12 protein-coding genes are annotated in these 16,454 nt (G+C 66.1%); 4 read left to right on the top strand and 8 right to left on the bottom strand.

The genetic code is table 11. The features are described from left to right. Positions 1 to 102: 102 nt before the first annotated feature. The 3 genes from AC1VVM_RS01515 to AC1VVM_RS01505 are packed head-to-tail and all read right to left on the bottom strand — an operon-like array spanning position 103 to position 2,103. Positions 103 to 663 carry a nuclear transport factor 2 family protein gene (locus AC1VVM_RS01515; protein WP_482904964.1) on the bottom strand — a complete coding sequence of 187 codons (561 nt, stop codon included), beginning with the start codon at positions 661 to 663 and terminating at the stop codon, positions 103 to 105. Continuing rightward, positions 653 to 1,549 (bottom strand): SDR family NAD(P)-dependent oxidoreductase, encoded by an 897-nt coding sequence (locus tag AC1VVM_RS01510; RefSeq protein WP_482904963.1) that lies wholly within the window; start codon positions 1,547 to 1,549, stop codon positions 653 to 655. The genes AC1VVM_RS01515 and AC1VVM_RS01510 overlap by 11 nt, the downstream gene beginning before the upstream one ends. Next, positions 1,546 to 2,103, bottom strand: coding sequence for a nuclear transport factor 2 family protein (locus AC1VVM_RS01505; protein ID WP_482904962.1), 558 nt, complete (start codon positions 2,101 to 2,103; stop codon positions 1,546 to 1,548). Before AC1VVM_RS01505 ends, AC1VVM_RS01510 begins: the two co-directional genes overlap by 4 nt. Positions 2,104 to 2,361: 258 nt before the next feature. Between AC1VVM_RS01505 and AC1VVM_RS01500 the strand changes: the two genes are divergently transcribed. From AC1VVM_RS01500 to AC1VVM_RS01490, 3 genes are read left to right on the top strand one after another with little or no spacing between them, the layout of a single operon-like run. Next, a complete protein-coding gene (locus tag AC1VVM_RS01500) occupies positions 2,362 to 4,725 on the top strand; it encodes a glycosyltransferase (protein ID WP_482904961.1) in 2,364 nt (787 codons plus the stop codon). Continuing rightward, on the top strand, positions 4,697 to 6,010 hold the full coding sequence (locus tag AC1VVM_RS01495) for a glycoside hydrolase family 130 protein (RefSeq protein ID WP_482904960.1): 1,314 nt from the start codon (positions 4,697 to 4,699) through the stop codon (positions 6,008 to 6,010). The genes AC1VVM_RS01500 and AC1VVM_RS01495 overlap by 29 nt, the downstream gene beginning before the upstream one ends. A 31-nt stretch (positions 6,011 to 6,041) precedes the next feature. After that, on the top strand, positions 6,042 to 6,689 hold the full coding sequence (locus tag AC1VVM_RS01490; protein WP_482904959.1) for a dihydrofolate reductase family protein: 648 nt from the start codon (positions 6,042 to 6,044) through the stop codon (positions 6,687 to 6,689). A 353-nt stretch (positions 6,690 to 7,042) separates the two neighbouring features. Here the strand turns inward: AC1VVM_RS01490 and AC1VVM_RS01485 are convergent, their stop codons facing one another. From AC1VVM_RS01485 to zwf, 5 genes are all read right to left on the bottom strand, one after another. Next, the gene (locus AC1VVM_RS01485; RefSeq protein WP_482955654.1) at positions 7,043 to 9,841 is read right to left on the bottom strand and encodes a phosphoenolpyruvate carboxylase; all 2,799 of its coding nucleotides are present in this window, start codon (positions 9,839 to 9,841) and stop codon (positions 7,043 to 7,045) included. Next, positions 9,838 to 10,476 carry a bifunctional 4-hydroxy-2-oxoglutarate aldolase/2-dehydro-3-deoxy-phosphogluconate aldolase gene (gene eda / locus AC1VVM_RS01480; protein WP_482904957.1) on the bottom strand — a complete coding sequence of 213 codons (639 nt, stop codon included), beginning with the start codon at positions 10,474 to 10,476 and terminating at the stop codon, positions 9,838 to 9,840. The genes AC1VVM_RS01485 and eda overlap by 4 nt, the downstream gene beginning before the upstream one ends. Then, positions 10,473 to 11,477 (bottom strand): glucokinase, encoded by a 1,005-nt coding sequence (locus AC1VVM_RS01475; RefSeq protein ID WP_482955653.1) that lies wholly within the window; start codon positions 11,475 to 11,477, stop codon positions 10,473 to 10,475. The genes eda and AC1VVM_RS01475 overlap by 4 nt, the downstream gene beginning before the upstream one ends. Continuing rightward, positions 11,474 to 13,288 carry a phosphogluconate dehydratase gene (gene edd, locus AC1VVM_RS01470; protein ID WP_482904955.1) on the bottom strand — a complete coding sequence of 605 codons (1,815 nt, stop codon included), beginning with the start codon at positions 13,286 to 13,288 and terminating at the stop codon, positions 11,474 to 11,476. Before edd ends, AC1VVM_RS01475 begins: the two co-directional genes overlap by 4 nt. A 277-nt stretch (positions 13,289 to 13,565) precedes the next feature. Then, positions 13,566 to 14,945: a glucose-6-phosphate dehydrogenase gene (gene zwf, locus AC1VVM_RS01465; RefSeq protein ID WP_243652710.1), complete on the bottom strand. Its 1,380-nt coding sequence runs from the start codon at positions 14,943 to 14,945 to the stop codon at positions 13,566 to 13,568. A 465-nt stretch (positions 14,946 to 15,410) separates the two neighbouring features. On the opposite strand from zwf, the gene AC1VVM_RS01460 reads away from it, so the two are divergent. After that, positions 15,411 to 16,424: a sensor histidine kinase gene (locus tag AC1VVM_RS01460; RefSeq protein ID WP_482904954.1), complete on the top strand. Its 1,014-nt coding sequence runs from the start codon at positions 15,411 to 15,413 to the stop codon at positions 16,422 to 16,424. Positions 16,425 to 16,454 lie beyond the last annotated feature (30 nt).

Genomic DNA, 16,454 nt, shown 5'->3' with positions numbered 1-16,454 from the left:
CTGTTGTTTCGCGTGAGCCAGACATAGGAAAGGCCCCGGGCCAAGTCCATGGCGCGCGGGGCCTTGATGCGCTTTTTTGTCTATACGTAATTGGGCGCGGGATCAGAGGTTGGTCGGCGCCCTCCGATTGACCAGCGGACGCTGGTAGCTGGGATCCTCGTTCGACCGCGCAGTGACGCCGTTGAGTGCGATGTCGGATACGTCCGCGAATGGCACGGGCAGCGGCACCGGCTGGTGGCACCATTCGATTACATTGGTGCGCAAGGCGATGCGCCACTCGCCGCCGCGGCGCTCCAGCCGGTCGACATAGCGGCCGCCGGCGATCCAGATGCTTTCGTCGCGGTTGCGGCCGACGAACTGGTAGTAAGTCTCCGAATGCGCGGTATCGCCATCCACGTCGATGTTCGACTGAAGCAGGGCGTGATGGGTCAGGATCTGCCCGGCCTCATGCATCGGCACCGCCCAGTCCCAGCAGGCGGACGCGGAGCCGACGAACGGTCCGGCCGCCATTTCGGCATCGTCCCAGAAGGCGGAGAGGTAGGTGTCCCGGTCGAACCGGTCCATCCCGCGCGAGAAGCGTTCGAGGCATTCGCGGATGTCCTGCTTGTCCAGCAGCAGGTCGATCCGCGCGTTACGGTCAGTGGTCGTGCCTTCAGTGGCCATGATAGTCATTCTCCCGGATTGGGCCCCAGAGCGGGCTGCCGCGCTTTGCGCGCATGGATTCGATTTCGCGTCCGTCCACGTCGGTCACGCCATATTCGCGGGCGAGTTCGGCGGTGATGTAGGTGGCACCGCTGCGCTCCATGATGGCCGGATCGGCGGCCATGGCGGCGATCACGCGGCCCGGATGCTCGACCGAGCTGCCCGCCTGCCCGGTGATCGAACCGGTCATCTTGCCCGCCATTTTGGCAAGGTTGTCCTTCGCCTTTTCGGTGAGCGTAAGCCCCTGCCACAGGCAGATCGAGGCGACGCCGTGCGGCTCCAGCTCGATCGCCATGTCGCGCGACATGCGGTCCACCGCCGACTTGGACGTGCCGAACACGGTGCCGTAGGTATAGGTCACGCCGGTATAGCCGGAGATCGCGACGATCAGCCCCGAACCCTGCGGGGCCATGATCCCGGCCGCGTGCCAGGCGGCGACGAAGTTGGACCTGACGCCCACGTCCCACATTTCGAGGTTCGAGAGCGGTTTTTCCCAGAAACCCTTGGGCTCCAGCAGGTCGTCGGAAAGCTGGAAGGCATTGTTGACAAGGATGTCGAGCCGGCCCTGTTCCACGGCAACCCGCTCGAACAGCATGGCCACGGCCTTGTCGTCGGCATGATCGCAGGCGACGGCGATGCCCTTTCCTCCGCTCGCCTGTCCGCGTTCGGTGCATTGTGCGGCGGTCTCGCCTACGGTGCCGGGCAGGTAATAATCGCCCTCCTGCACGCTGCGGCCGGTGACGTAGACGGTGGCGCCTTGCTCGGCGAGCACGAGCGCGATGCCCTTGCCGATGCCGCGGCTGGCGCCGGTGATGACGGCGACTTTTCCGGCGAGAGGTGCGCTCATGCGAAGAAAGCCTCGCTGAAATCGCCTTTCGCGGTGCCGCCGAAGTGCGCGGCGTGGAAGGGATAGCCCATCACCCCGGTCGACCAGTCGGCCGCGCTGCCCCAGTCCTGCTCCCAGTCATAGAGCATGGTGCGCGCGGCGATGCGCCATTCGCCGTCGCGTTTCTCAAAACGGTCGAGATAACGCCCGCCGATGCAGGTATCGCGTTCGCCGGATTTTTCGGCTCCGGAACCCATGTCGATACGGTGATAGGAGATCACGTGCGTCTCCACCCGCGCCACTTCGCTGCCGAGTTCGATATGGCTCTGGCCCAGCACGTGCTGGGTGTTGCGGATGGCATCGGCGCCGGGGACGACCCAGGCCAGATAGGCGGGAAAGTCCCCCTTGTAGACGCCGTAATCGAATGTGGCGTCGCTCCACCAGCAGCCCTCGATCAGCGCGGCATCGCGTCGGTCCTCGCCGCGCGCCAGGCGGGCGAGGCAGGCGCGGATCGCCTCACGGTCGATGAGGGCGGCCACGGCAGCACTTGGCGCGGCACTTGGGCTCTCGTTCATCTCTTGTCTCTCCCGGTCATTGCCCTGTTCCTGCCGGGCATAGCTCCGAATCGCGCGCTCGGAGCGGCCAATCGATAGCGGCGCCGTGTTTCGCGCCCCGGCGATGGCGCGGTCGAAACATGTCATTCCCGCTCGGCAGATCGCCGTCCGGCACCGCTTCGGCTCGTCATTGCACTTTTTTTGCAGTGCAGCGGGAAACTCGTGCCATGCTCGCGCTTTGAGGACTCGATCACCCTCCTGCCCCCCCAAGGAGCGCGCATGAACTGGTTGTCCCGTGATGGCGAACCCGGTTGGAAATCGGGTTCGGATAAAGTGCGTTCGATTTTTGACGCCGCCAACGAAACCGAAGCCGACAAGCGGGTGGAACCTGCGCATATTGCCCTCGTCGGCAATTTTTCCCCTCGCAAGTGCGGTATCGCTACCTTCACCACCGATATTTTCGAGCAATTGCGCGATCATCATCCGGAAATCACGGTGGATGTTCATGCGCTGGACGATCCGGCGCATCCGCTCGCCTATCAGGGCATCGCCGGCACCATCGCCTGCAACGATCCCGAGGATTATGCCCGCGCCGCGCGGCAGATCAACGAGAGCGGCGTGGATGCGGTCTGGCTCCAGCACGAATATGGCATCTTCGGCGGCGAGGATGGCGAGATGGTGTGCCATTTCGTCGACCGGCTGGCCGCGCCGCTGATCGTGACACTGCACACCGTGTTGCTGGCACCCACTGCTCACCAGCGCGTGATCCTTGAGCATCTGGCTGCGCGCGCCTCGCGGATCATGGTTATGTCGCGCTATTCGCGGGACCTGCTCCAGCGCGAATACAACGTGCCGGCCGGGGTGATCGAGGTTATCGAGCATGGCGCGCCGGACCGGCCGTTCGGCCGTCAGGAGCATTTCAAGGCGCAACTTGGCCTCACCGGTCGCAAGGTGCTGATGAGTTTCGGCCTGCTTTGCCCCGACAAGGGGCTGGAACATGCCATCGCCGCGCTTCCGGCCATCGTCGCCGAGCATCCCGAAGTGCTTTACCGGATCGTCGGGGCCACGCACCCCAATCTGGTGGCGATTGAGGGCGAGGCCTATCGCGAGCAGCTGGAGGCGCTGGCCGCCGAACTCGGTGTTTCCGAGCACATCGCCTGGGACAACCGCTTTCTGGAAACGAGTGAACTGCTCGACCAGTTGGAGGCCTGCGATATCTACATGACGCCCTATCCGGGGCTCCAGCAATCCACTTCGGGCACGCTGAGCTATGCGGTGGCGCTGGGCAAGGCGCTGGTTTCCACCCCCTATGTCCACGCCCGCGAACTGCTCGGAAACAGCGTGGGCATGCTGATCGAGCCGGGATCCAGCACCGCCATTGCTGATGCGGTTACCGCGCTGCTCGGCGATGAGGAGGAGCTTGCCGCCATGCAGCGCCGCGCCTGGGCGCGCGGACGCGAGATGATCTGGCCGCGTTTCGCGGAAAGCTCGGCGCGGCTGATTGCCCATGCCCGCGCGCCGCGCCCCGTCATGTCGCCGGTTACGGCCACGCCGGGGCTCTCTGCGGTGTTCGCGATGAGCGACGCCACCGGCATGCTCCAGCACAGCATCGGCGTGGTGCCGGACCGCCGCCATGGCTATTGCCTGGACGACAACGCCCGCGCGCTGATGCTGATGAACGTGGCAGAGGGCCTTCCCGCCGCGGAGCGGATGAAGTGGAGCCTCGCCTATGCGGGCTTCGTGCAATATGCCTGGAACGCGGATCTCGGCCGTTTCCGCAACTTCATGCGCTATGACCGGTCATGGTGCGAGGACGAGGGATCGGAGGATTCCAACGGCCGCGCGCTCTGGGCGCTGGGCCAGACGCGCGAATGCGTGCCGGACCACTCGCTGGGCGAATGGGCGCTCGACTTGTTCGAACAGGCGCTGGGCGCGGTGGACGAGGCCGGATCGCCGCGCGCGGTGGCCTTTGCCATGCTCGGCGCCTGCGCGGTGCTGCGGCGCGATCCCTCTCATGCCGCCGCGCGCGCGCGGGTGGAGTCGGGCGGCGATTTCCTGATGAAGCTGCTCGGCCATGGCCGCCGTCCCGACTGGGCCTGGTTCGAAGCCGTGCTCGGCTATGACAACCCGCGCCTGCCGCAGGCTCTGATCGAGGCCGGCATGGCTCTGGGCCGCGAGGACTGGATCGGCGACGGGCTCGCCACGCTCGAATGGATCTGCCACCAGCAGGTCTCGGCGCGGGGGCAGTTCCGGCCCATCGGTTCCGAGAGTTTCCACAAGCCCTACAGCTACTTGCCGTTCGACCAGCAGCCGCTGGAAGCACAAGCCGCCATCGAGGCATCGCGCACTGCATGGCGCGCCACGCACGGCGCGTTCTGGCGCGAACATGCCCTGGCGGCGTGGCGCTGGTTCTTCGGCGGCAACGATCGCGGGGTGGTTCTGGCCGATCTCGTGTCCGGGCGCTGCCGCGACGGCGTGACCCCGCGTGGGGTAAACGGCAATTGCGGTGCGGAATCCGTTCTCGCTTTCCAACTTTCACACTATGCTATGGCGGAACTCGCCGAGTTGGGCCCATTGGCATCAACGGGTCCGCTGGCATCCGGAGGAGGTTGGCTTGAACCGGCCCGAGACAGCCTGGTCTGAACCGCTGCATATTTTCGAAACGCGTCTCCACGCCGATCCGTCGCGCGTGGTGCTCCGACCGTTCCACCTCGGGTGGCAGGCGAAAAACGCGCCCAGTACGCGGGCGATGAACCTCGTGGAGGATATCGCCGCGCTCACCGAAGAGCGCGCCGATGCCGAATACGAGCGCGTGCTGCGCGACTTCAAGGAGCGCCACTGGCAGACCGAGAACATCTTCGCCGAACGCTTCGCCGAAGTGGCGGCGAATCTCGATCTCGATCCCTCGCGCTTTTCCGAGGCGCGCCAGCGGCTGATCGGGGCCTATTTCTGCCACGAATACACATTCGCGGCGGCGGCGCTGATGAACCCCTCGATCGTGCCCGCGCCCGACCAGTCGGGCATGCAGGACGGCTCGGTGCGTTTCATCATGAGCCTGCGCGCGGTGGGGGAAGGGCACATCAGCTCGATCGCCTTCCGCGAAGGCATTGCCGAGGAAGACGGCACGTTCAGCCTCTGGCCGCAGGCCTCCTTCGCGACATCGGTGGAACTCGACGACGAGGAGCAGATCGATGCCGAGGACACCAACGTCTTCGTCCATCGCCATCCCGAATCGAGCCTGTCCAACACGGTGATCTTCCCGATCACCGAACAGCAGCGCGGCGGGCTGGAAGACTTGCGCCTTGTCCGTTTCGACCATGGCGACGGCGATTACGAGTGGATCGGCACCTATACGGCCTATTCGGGCAGCTCGATTCGCTCCGAACTGCTGCGCACGCGCGATTTCCGTGCGTTCGAGCTGGAGCCGATCCACGGCCGCGCCGGGCGCAACAAGGGCATGGCGCTGTTTCCGGAGAAGATCGACGGAAAGTACGTGATGGTCGGCCGCCAGGACGGCATGAACCTCTATCTCCTCAAGTCCGACGTGCTGGAGAACTGGGACGACGAGGGCGAGCTGCTGATGGAGCCCGAATATCCTTGGGAGTTCATCCAGATCGGCAATTGCGGCAGCCCGGTCCGGACCGAGCATGGCTGGCTGCTGTTCACCCACGGGGTTGGCGCCATGCGCAAGTATGCGCTCGGCTGCGCGCTACTCGATCTCAAGGACCCTTCGAAAGTCCTCGCCCGCACCGTGGAACCGGTACTGACCGCCGAGAATGCGGACCGTTCGGGCTATGTGCCCAACGTGGTCTACACCTGCGGCGTGCTGAAAGTGGGCGAGCGACTGCTGATTCCTTACGGCATTTCCGATAGTACGGTAGGCTTCGCCACGTGCGAGATTTCCGCACTGATGGGGCTGATGGCGTAACGGCCGGCAGGCGCGTTGCAAGGAGGGGTGGATGACGGGGCGTGTCAGAGCGGCAGGGTTTTCCCTGTCCCTTGATGGATTCGGTGCGGGGCCTGAGCAGAGTCTTCAGGATCCGCTGGGCAAGCGGGGGCAGGAACTCCACGGCTGGTTGGTCGGAACCAAATTCTTCAAGACCATGATCGGCGGAGAGGGCGGCTCTGAGGGCGTGGACGAGGCGTTTGCCCAGCGTTCGATGGACGGCTTCGGCGCCTTCATCCTTGGCCGGAACATGTTCGGCCCCGAGCGCGGGGCATGGCGGGACTTCGATTGGAAGGGCTGGTGGGGGGATAATCCGCCCTACCACGCGCCGACGTTCATCCTGACGCACCATGCCCGCGATCCGATCGTCATGGAGGGCGGCACCACGTTCCACTTCGTTACGGAAGGGATCCACGAGGCACTTGAGCGTGCCCGGGCTGCTGCGGGCGGGCTTGATGTGAAGATCGGCGGGGGCATTTCGACGGTTCGCCAATATCTGGCGGCGGGGCTGATCGACGAACTGCATTTCGCGATTTCGCCCGTCCTGCTCGGACAGGGCGAGGCGATGTTCGAGGGGCTGGATCTTCCTGCCCTTGGATATCGTGTGGTGGAATCGACTGCCACGGAACTTGCAATGCACGTCACGCTTGGGCGGCAATAGAGCGGTTGACCCTCCGTTTTTGCCGGGCGGCCATCGGGTCTATCCCGGCCTTTTCTCCAATCCCGCTCAGGCTGAGCTTGTCGAAGCCCCCTGCGGGCGTGGCGCGAGGCTGCCATCCTTCGACAAGCTCAGGATGAGCGGGGGAGGGAGAAGAGTGGGGTTGGAGGGGCGGATGAGTGGAGTGAGCTTCACGGTGCACCCGTAACCCGTCCTCCCGCTTCCTTCGCGCGACGTCGCAAAGAAAAGCGGGGCCCCCGCCTTCGCGGAGGAGACGCATGAGAATCGCGGTTCCGCCGAGGCGAAGCGCACCACCGTTTCCCGCATGACTATCGCCATGCGGGAAACGGTGCGGATCACCCGTGCGCGCCGAACTCGTTTGCCAGCGCCGTGGTGATCCGCAGTGACAGCGCATAACACCGCGCGATTGGATCGATGAACTCGCGGTGGATCCGGGTGTAGCCGGTCGCGCTCGAATCCGGGTAGTCGCTCGGCGTGTCGACCGTGAAGTCGTCGATCGAGGGAAAGCTCGTCGGGAACGCGCGGCGCAGCTGGGCGAGGCCGTCCTCGACGCGCAGGGTGAAGAACATCTCCAACACGTCATCGCGGCTGATGTCGTTGGCGCGGCTGAACGGCGGCACCATGACCACGCGCAGGAACATGTGCTTGAACAAGGCGATGCGCAGCGATTGCAGCACGCCGAGGCTGCGGCGGGTATGCTCGCGGTCCGGCAGCGGTTCCTCGTTCGGCAGCAGGTCGAGCAGGAAGTGCAGCTTCATCGCATCGACCCGCAGGCGCGAGGCGAGGCGGCGGAACACGCCCGTCCGGTCATCCTTGGTGAGGTATTCGGCCAGCTTCAGGCAGGCATCGGCGATATGCTGCTCGTCGCCGCGATAGGGGCGGCTGGCCCAGTAGGCCGAGTTGAATAACTCGCCATAAGCCGCCACCGTCTTGATCGAGCCCAGCGCATCGGCGGCGCGGGCCATCCGCATCAACTGCTGCCCGCGCTCGCTTTCGCGCAGGAGCGCGGCGATTTCCTCGCGGTTGCCATCGGACGCGGTGCCGATGCCGGCGATCACGTTCACCGGGTAACCAAGCTGCTGGAGGATGGCATTGTGCGGGATCGCGCGGATCTGGCGCAGGCTCATCGAACGGTCGGCGCTGAGGTCCGACTGACGGCGCGACTTGCGGCTGCCGGTATCGTTCAGCAGGCCCAGCCCGAAAGCGGTGATCGCACGGCTGTAGGTCGAGCTTTCGAGGTGCTCGTGCTGGACGGCACGGATGGCGCGGTAGAAGTCCAGGCTGAGGTCGGTGCGGCGATAGAACAGGTCGGTCGGCGCATCGGCGTCCGCGCCCCACAGCGGCATTTCGGCCATGCGGGTGAGCGTGGCGAGCGCCAGTTCGTCCGATCCGAACCAGAGGTAGCCGTCGCCGCCCTGGAACGAGACTTCAGGCTCCAGCCGGATCCCGGCGCGCAGGAAGCGGCGGCGGGACCAGGGCGACATCGGCCAGTCGAACCGGTCCTTCAGGCTGGACGGATGCGCGCCGCGGCCCATCGATTCGCCGTGAGTGTTGAAGATCAGCGCCGAAACGTCGGTCAGCCCATTGGCGACCATCGCTTCGGACAGGCGGCCCTGCAAACGCTCGATGGCGAGCGCGGCGGGGATCTGCCCGACGAAGCGGCCTGCATCCGAGAAGCCGGTCTGGATCGAGACGCGGCCGCGCTTGTGGGCATATTCGCGGTAGGCAGGCTCGGCCAGCACAGCGTCGAGGAAGCGGCCGCCGTGTTCGAGCGCACTCTCGGTCTCGAACAGCGGCGAGACGTCCACCTTCTCGTCGATCCCGAACATCCGCGCGAAATAGAGCGCGGCAAGGATCGTGGTCGGCTCCTCGCACTCGGCCACCAGCATGCGGATCGGGGCGTCGGCGTCCACATGCGCGAGGATCTGCGCCATGGCCAGGAACTGGCGTACGGCGGTGGAATTCTCGATGGCGAGGGCGGCGAAGTTGGAGCGGAGCGGCGTGACTTCGGCCAGCAGCTCGCGCATGCGGACCAGCGCGGCCTGGCTGGCGAGGTTCAGCTTGCCCTGCGGGTCGATGCGCAGGCGGATCGCGTTCTGGAGCTGCGAGGAGTTCACGCGGAAGTGAATCCAGCCCATGCCAAGGCCGTCCGCGCGCATGGCGGCAGCGGCGACGAGAAGCGCGCGGGCCTGCTCCTGATCGGCGTGGCGCGCCTCGTTCTCGAGATCGTCGATCACGCTTTCGAGGCTGGTCAGCTTGTCCGGATGCTCGGCGGTAAGGGCATTGGCCGCATGCGACAGCGCTTCGGGCGAGGACAGGTCCTCGGCAAAATGCGCCGCCATCTCGGCAGCCAGCGCACCGGCGCGGGCGAGCCGTGCGGAGATCTGCGGCGCGGCCTGGGCGAGCATGTTCGCATAGCTGGCAAGGCGCTGGGCCTTTTCCTGCAAGCGGTAGCGGATCGAAGTGGACCAGCCGATATCGGTGCGGCCGTCCATGTCGTAACCCACCCACGAGGCGAAGCGCACCGGCATCGGGTGCAGGCTTTTCCAGCGCTTGGGCCAGCGGGCGGCGGCAATGTCGAACAGGCGGGCATTGATGCGGTCGCGGGCCTTCTGGCCGCGCGCGATCGCTTCGAGGGCCTTATCGTGCTCGTAATCGAGCGTGACGTGGTCGCGTTCCGGCGAGGCCACGCAGACCGAGGCGACACTGAAATCGCCATTGGAGGCGGAATGGGTCACCGCCTCGGTCTGGGCCGAGGACAGCAGGAACGTGGGATGCGCGGTGAACACGACATGCGCGGCGGGGCGCTGCCAGCGCACTGCGAAAGCCGTGAAGTCATCGCCCTTGCTGGCCGCATCCGCCGCCGCATCGATACGGGCGTCGTTGTCGGCAAGGCCCACCGGGGCGAGCAGCCGGTCGAGACGGGCGGCGCGGGCGCGCAGGCCCTCGCAGTCCATCTCGGCGACGAGAGCCTCGATCTGGTCGAGGCTCATCTCGCCGGTTTCCAGCTTCCTCGACAGTTCGAGGCCCAGCTGGAAGACCGGGTTATAGAGCGGCGTCTGAGCCGTGAGGACGTGAAGCTCCTGGAGCCGGGCGTCGAGGTCCTCGACGGTGGTCAGCGCCAGCGCAGTCATCGTGCAAGCCCCGCTGCGGCGCGGGCCGCTGCCTCGATCTTGGCGACGTCCGGCTTGCCCTTGGGGACCATCCAGCTTCCGCCCACGCAGAGCACCGAATCCAGCGCCAGCCATTCCGGCGCATTCTCCGGCGTGACGCCGCCGGTCGGGCAGAACTTCGCCTTGAACAGCGGGGCCGAGATCGCCTTGAGCGCCGGGGGGCCGCCTGCCGCCATGGCGGGGAAGAACTTCAGCCGTTCGAACCCGCATTCCAGCGCGAACATCACGTCGCTGGCATTGGCGGTGCCGGGCAGGAAGGGAACCTGCGCCTTGTAGGCGGCTTCGGCCAGCAGCGGGGTGAGGCCGGGCGAGACGATGAACTCGGCGCCCGCGTCGATCGAACGCTTGAGGTCGTCGGGCGAGAGCACCGTGCCCGCGCCGACCACGGCGCCCGGAACCTGCTTCATCACCTTGATCGCTTCGATCGCGCATTCGGTGCGCAGCGTCACTTCGAGGGCGGGCAGGCCGCCCGCGACCAGCGCTTCGGCGATCGGCAGGGCGTGTTCGATATCCTCGATCACCAGCACCGGGATCACCGGGGCAAGGCGCATGACCTTCTCGACCGCGGCGGACATGGAATTGATCTGGGTGGTCATTCGGCGTGTTCCCTGACGTAGGCGGCAGCCGCGCCGAACAGGCCGGGCTGCGGATGGGTGATGAGCTTGACGGGGATCTGCGCCATCATCGAGGCGAACCGCCCCTTGGCGCGGAAGCGCTCCGAAAAGCCCGAGGAAAGAATGGTTTCGCGAATGCGGTAGCCAAGGCCGCCGGCAATGACGACGCCGACGGCACCATGCGCCAGCGCATAGTCGCCCGCCGCGCTGCCCAGAGAGAGACAGAAGCGGTCCACGGCGGCCACGGCCAGGCTGTCCTGATGGCTGGTGCCCGCCTGCCAGATCGCCACGTCGGTCAGATCGTGCACCGCACGGCCCTCCATGGCGGCCAGCGCCTGGTAGATATCGACGATGGCCGGGCCGGAGACGACGCGCTCCACCGAGACGCGGTTGTGCCGCTTGCGCAGGCGCGCGAGAATGCCGTCCTCGATCAGGTCGAGCGGGGCATAGTCGACATGGCCGCCCTCGGTGGCCTGCACATGGTAGTAACCGCCCTGGCTGCGCGGCTGGCCGCTGCGCCACAGATGCGCGACGCCAAGCCCGGTGCCGGGCCCGAGCACGCTGATCGTGCCGGCGGCCGGCAGCGGCACGTCCGGGCCCGCAAGGTGCAGGAACTGGTCTTCCGGCGCGAGCGCCACGGCGTAGGCGACCGCCGCAAAATCGTTGACGACGGTGTAGCGCTCTACGCCCAACATCTCATTGATCAGCGCGGGGCGAATGATCCACGGGTTGTTGGTGAAGCGGATCACCTCGCCGCCGACCGGCCCGGCAATCGCGATCGAGACTGCCGGGGGCAGGGTTCCGCCATTGCGCTCCCGGAAGGCCTGCCAGGCAAGCTGGAAGCTGCCGTGGTCGCTGGTGTGAAGCGTTACCTGCTCGTCCAGCGTGATCTGGCCATGCTCGTCCACCGAGGCCAGCGCGAAGCGGGCGTGGGTGCCGCCGATATCGACGGCAACGAGTTCGGTGCTCTTTCCCTTGGTCATAGCCCGGCAACCTCCAGCATCGATGAACCACCCTGTTCGGCGCCGCCCGCATTCATGCGGAACATCGCGAAGAGTTCGCGGCCCATGCCTTCCGCCGGAGCGGGAAGCGGGGCGGGACTGCGGCCGGAAAGGTCGGCCGTGGTCGAAAGCGTGCCGTCGACCGCGCAGAGACGCACCACGTCGCCGTCCTGAAGATAGGCGATGGGGCCGTCCGCCAGCGCTTCCGGGGTGACGTGGATCGCCGCCGGGACTTTGCCCGAAGCGCCCGACATGCGGCCGTCGGTGACGAGTGCCACCTTGAAGCCGCGATCCTGCAGCACGCCCAGCGGCGGGGTCAGCTTGTGCAGCTCCGGCATGCCGTTGGCGCGTGGGCCCTGATGGCGCACGACCACCACGACATCGCGGTCAAGCTCGCCCGCCTTGAAGGCGTTGATGACGGCTTCCTGCGTCTCGAACACGCGGCAGGGCGCCTCGATGGTCCAGCGCCCCTGATCGACCGCACTCGTCTTGAAGGTGGCGCGGCCGACGTTGCCGGAGACAAGGCGCATGCCGCCGTCGGGCAGGAAAGGCTTTGCCACCGTGCTCAGCATGGCGTCGTCCCCGCTGACGGCGGGGGCGGGCTTCCACGTGAGTTCGCCGTCATTGAGCGTCGGCTCGGTGGCATAGGCGCGCATGCCGTCCTTGGAGACAGTGAGGATGTCCTCATGCGCCAGACCTGCGTCGAGCAGTTCGCGGACCACCCAGCCCATGCCGCCGGCGGCATGGAAGTGGTTCACGTCGCCCGAACCGTTGGGATAGACGCGCGTGATCAGCGGCACGGCGCCCGAAAGCTCGTCGAAGTCTTCCCAGTCGATCACGATCCCGGCGCTGCGGGCCATGGCGGGCAGGTGGATTGCGTGGTTGGTCGATCCACCGGTGGCCAGCAGGCCGACGATGGCGTTCACGATCGCCTTCTCGTCCACGACATGCGCCATCGGGCGGAAGTCGTCGCCCTTGCGGGTCATTTCGGTCACGCGGTGGACAGCGGCGCGGGTCACGGCCTGACGCAGCGGCGTGTTCGGCGGCACGAAAGCGGCGCCCGGGATATGCAGGCCCATCATCTCCATCATCATCTGGTTGGAGTTGGCGGTGCCGTAGAAGGTGCAGGTGCCGGCCGAGTGATAGCTGGCGCTTTCGCTGGCCAGCAGTTCCTCACGCCCCACCTTGCCCTCTGCATAGAGCTGGCGGACCTTCTGCTTCTCCTTGTTGGAGATGCCGCTGGGCATCGGGCCCGAGGGGATGAACACGGCGGGCAGGTGGCCGAAGCGCAGCGCGCCCATGACGAGGCCGGGCACGATCTTGTCGCAAATGCCCAGCAAGGTCATGCCGTCATACATCGCGTGGCTCAGCGAGACGGCGGTGGACAGCGCAATGGTGTCGCGGCTGAACAGTGACAGTTCCATGCCGTCGAAGCCTTGCGTCACGCCGTCGCACATGGCGGGCACGCCGCCCGCGACCTGTGCCGTCGCGCCCACTTCGCGGGCATAGAGCTTCATCTGTTCCGGATAGCGGCCATAGGGCTGATGCGCCGAAAGCATGTCGTTATAGGCAGTGACGATGCCGACGTTGATCGCCTTGCCGGTGGCAATGGCGGGCTTGTCCTCACCGCTGGCGGCAAAGCCATGCGCAAGGTTGGAGCACGAAAGGAACGAGCGGTCCGAATGGCGGCCGGCTTCGCGGTCGACCATGGCGAGATAGCGTGCGCGGCTGGGCTTCGATCGCTCGATAATGCGATCTGTCACGCGGGCGACCACCGGGCTGAGGTTGCTCATGGGGTTACTCCTGCACTTTCCGTCTGTCTTTTTGTCTCAGCCTTCCGAAGCCGTCGCAACAGGTCTTCCCGTGCGAGGCTTGAAGGCATTTTGGTAACCGGTGTCAATGTCTATCTTCCACCGGTTTGCGGGGAATTCGGGCCGACCTTTTACGGAACCGCCCACAAGGGCGGCCCTGATGCCGGACACGGAGCCGGACAAGGCGCCGCACACGGGAGACCGCCCACGCACTCCCGAATATAGGGTGCGTGGTGCGCTCATGCCCGTCAGGCCTGCCTTACTCGTGCCACGTCACGCCGTCGCGCTCGGCGAGGGCGATGGCGGCGGAGGGGCCCCAGCTTCCGGCGGTGTAGGTCTTCGGCTCCTGCGCCTGTTCCTCCCACTCCGCGCGGATCGCGTCGATCCACTCCCACTGCGCTTCCACTTCGTCACGGCGAACGAACAGCGTCTGCTCGCCCTCGATCAGGTCCAGCAGCAGGCGCTCGTAAGCGATGCGACGCTGCGGGCCGGCGAAAGCGTCGGGCATCGAGATGTCGAGCGGGATCGAGCGCAGGCCGAAGCCGTTGCGATCGAGACCCGGCACCTTGGCCATCAGCGAAAGGGTGATGTTCTCGCTCGGCTGGATGCCGATGACGAGGCGGTTGGGCACCGTGCGCGCGCCGCGACCGTGGAAGATCGAGTGCGGCACATCGCGGAACTGCACGACGATCTCGGTCGTGCGCTTGGGCAGGCGCTTGCCGGTGCGCAAGTAGAAGGGCACGCCCTGCCAGCGCCAGTTATCGATATGCGCCTTGATCGCGACGAAGGTCTCGGTGTTCGAATCCTTGCCGAGTTCGTCGTCGTAGCCGGGCACGGCCTGGCCGCCGATGGCGCCCGCGCGGTACTGGCCGGTGACGGTCTCGTTCACCGCGACCTTGCGCAGGGAGCGCAGGATCTTGACCTTCTCGTCGCGCACGCTGGTGGCGTCGTAGCTGACCGGCGGCTCCATCGCGACGAGCGCGAGCAGCTGGAGCATGTGGTTCTGCACCATGTCGCGCAGCGCGCCGGAGTCGTCATAGTAGGCCACGCGCGATTCAAGGCCGACGGTCTCGGCCACGGTGATCTGCACGTGATCGATATGCGCGGCATTCCACAGCGGCTCGAACATCAGGTTGGCGAAGCGCAGCGCCAGCAGGTTCTGGACGGTTTCCTTGCCCAGATAGTGATCGATGCGGAAGATCCGGTCTTCGGGGAAGGCCCGGGCGACGGCGTCGTTGATGATCTTGCTGGAGGCAAGGTCCACGCCGAGCGGCTTTTCCAGCCCGATGCGCACATTGTCACCCGCCAGACCGCTGGCCTGAAGGCCGCGAATGGTCGGCTCGAACAGGCTGGGCGCGGTGGAGAGGAAGATCGAGAGGCCGTCCTGCGGCTGGCCGACTTTGGCCGCCAGCGCGTTGAAGCCGTCCATCTGGTTGGCGTCCAGCGTCTGGTAGGACAGCCGGTTGAGGAACCGCGCCATGCCGCCGCGCCGGTCGGCAGGCAGGAACTGCTCCACCGATTGCCGCGCGAAGTTGCGGAATTCCTGATCGTCGTGATCCGAACGGGCCGTGCCGATGATCTCGATCTTCGGGTCCAGCAGACCCTCCGCATCAAGGGCACAGAGCGAGGGAAGCAGCATGCGGCGCGAAAGATCGCCCGTGGCGCCGAACAGGAGCAGACGGTCTGACGTGAATTGGGCCGAAATGGAATTGGTCACTGAGCGCGGTCCACCTTCTGAAGGTTGTTCACCTTTACGGTCATTTCCGCCGGAGACCGGCGGGCTCCTCCTCCCGCATTCCAGCTATGCGCACCGTGTCGAAAAGGGGTCGGCCATGTGATTGCGTCGATCCTGGGATTGAGGTCAGGATGTCACGATCGGGGTGTCAGGCAGGACGTCTGTTCTTCGCGGTTGCAGCATAGCATGGACTGCGTGCGAAGTGCTAGGCGAGAGCGGGCGAAACCTCAACCTCGTTTGCACGGATTGAACACGACAACAGTGTGCATACCTTATCGGGGGCCGTTTCGGACGCAATTTTCCGCAAGTTCGTTGCCGGTGCGTCTTTGTCCTGTCTTTGGACGCGGGCATGGAAGTGGGTCAGCGATAATGAAGGCGAAATTCATGGCCGGTGACGGCGTCCAGCTCCTCGAACATCTCCAGACCCCGGCAATGATGGTCTCGCGCGGGCAAGTCCGCTTCGCCAACAGCGCGGCCAAGGCCCTGCTGGGCGCGCATATCGTCGGGCAGGACGTGCGCATCGCCATTCGCGAACCGCGCGCGGTGGCCGCGATCCTCAGCGAGGGCGGCGGCATTGCCCGCGTTACCGGGCTTTCGACCGGCGGCAGCGTCTGGGAAGTCGATTGCCGCGCGGTTTCTCCCACCGACCGGCTGGTGAGCCTCTACGATCTGTCGGAGCGGGTCAGCGTCGCCAAGTCGCATGCCGATTTCGTCGCCAATGCCAGCCATGAACTGCGCACGCCGCTGGCCAACGTGCTCGGCTATGTCGAGACGCTGATGAACCCCAAGGCGGGCGGCGACGAGGCCCTGCGCAACCGCTTCCTCGACACCATCCGGCATGAGGCGCACCGCATGCAGGCGCTGATCCTGGACCTCATGAGCCTCTCGCGGATCGAGGCGGTGAAGCATGAAGTGCCCTCCGACCGCATCGAGATGGTGGCGCTGGCGCAGGAAATGGCGGGCGAATCGAAGCCGGGATCGAATGTCATGGTCCACGCCAATTGCGAAACCGCCGTGGTCACGGGCGACCGGGGGCAACTGGCGCAAGTTCTGCGCAACCTGATCGACAACTCGCTCAAGTACGGCACGCAGGGCGGCAAGGTCGATGTCGCGCTGGAGGCCACCAGCACCGGCTGGGTGCTCGTGACCGTAACCGACGAGGGCGAGGGCATCTCGCCGGAGCACCTGCCGCGCGTGACCGAGCGCTTCTACCGCGCCGACGCCAGCCGCAGCCGCGCCGTGGGCGGCACCGGGCTGGGCCTCTCGATCGTCAAGCATATCGTCGAGCGCCATCGCGGCCGCTTCGACATCGACAGCCGCCCTGGTCAGGGCACTGTCGCCTCGCTCATGCTGCCGCTTCGGCGCGAGGAAAACGCGGGCTGATTTCCGCGCGGCGGCCACGGGGCCGCCGCG

This window comes from Novosphingobium sp. BL-S-33, from assembly GCF_056857025.1.
The sequence above is the reverse complement of the archived record's forward strand: the minus strand, read 5'-3'. Positions and strand labels throughout refer to the sequence as shown.

Bases quoted from the DNA above. Each gene is read 5' to 3' on its own strand.
- AC1VVM_RS01460 (WP_482904954.1), top strand. From the start codon at position 15,411: ATGAAGGCGAAATTCATGGCCGGTGACGGCGTCCAGCTCCTCGAACAT.
- edd (WP_482904955.1), bottom strand. From the start codon at position 13,288: ATGAGCAACCTCAGCCCGGTGGTCGCCCGCGTGACAGATCGCATTATC.
- eda (WP_482904957.1), bottom strand. From the start codon at position 10,476: ATGACCACCCAGATCAATTCCATGTCCGCCGCGGTCGAGAAGGTCATG.
- AC1VVM_RS01510 (WP_482904963.1), bottom strand. From the start codon at position 1,549: ATGAGCGCACCTCTCGCCGGAAAAGTCGCCGTCATCACCGGCGCCAGC.
- AC1VVM_RS01515 (WP_482904964.1), bottom strand. From the start codon at position 663: ATGGCCACTGAAGGCACGACCACTGACCGTAACGCGCGGATCGACCTG.
- AC1VVM_RS01505 (WP_482904962.1), bottom strand. From the start codon at position 2,103: ATGAACGAGAGCCCAAGTGCCGCGCCAAGTGCTGCCGTGGCCGCCCTC.
- AC1VVM_RS01475 (WP_482955653.1), bottom strand. From the start codon at position 11,477: ATGACCAAGGGAAAGAGCACCGAACTCGTTGCCGTCGATATCGGCGGC.
- AC1VVM_RS01500 (WP_482904961.1), top strand. From the start codon at position 2,362: ATGAACTGGTTGTCCCGTGATGGCGAACCCGGTTGGAAATCGGGTTCG.
- AC1VVM_RS01490 (WP_482904959.1), top strand. From the start codon at position 6,042: ATGACGGGGCGTGTCAGAGCGGCAGGGTTTTCCCTGTCCCTTGATGGA.
- zwf (WP_243652710.1), bottom strand. From the start codon at position 14,945: ATGCTGCTTCCCTCGCTCTGTGCCCTTGATGCGGAGGGTCTGCTGGAC.
- AC1VVM_RS01485 (WP_482955654.1), bottom strand. From the start codon at position 9,841: ATGACTGCGCTGGCGCTGACCACCGTCGAGGACCTCGACGCCCGGCTC.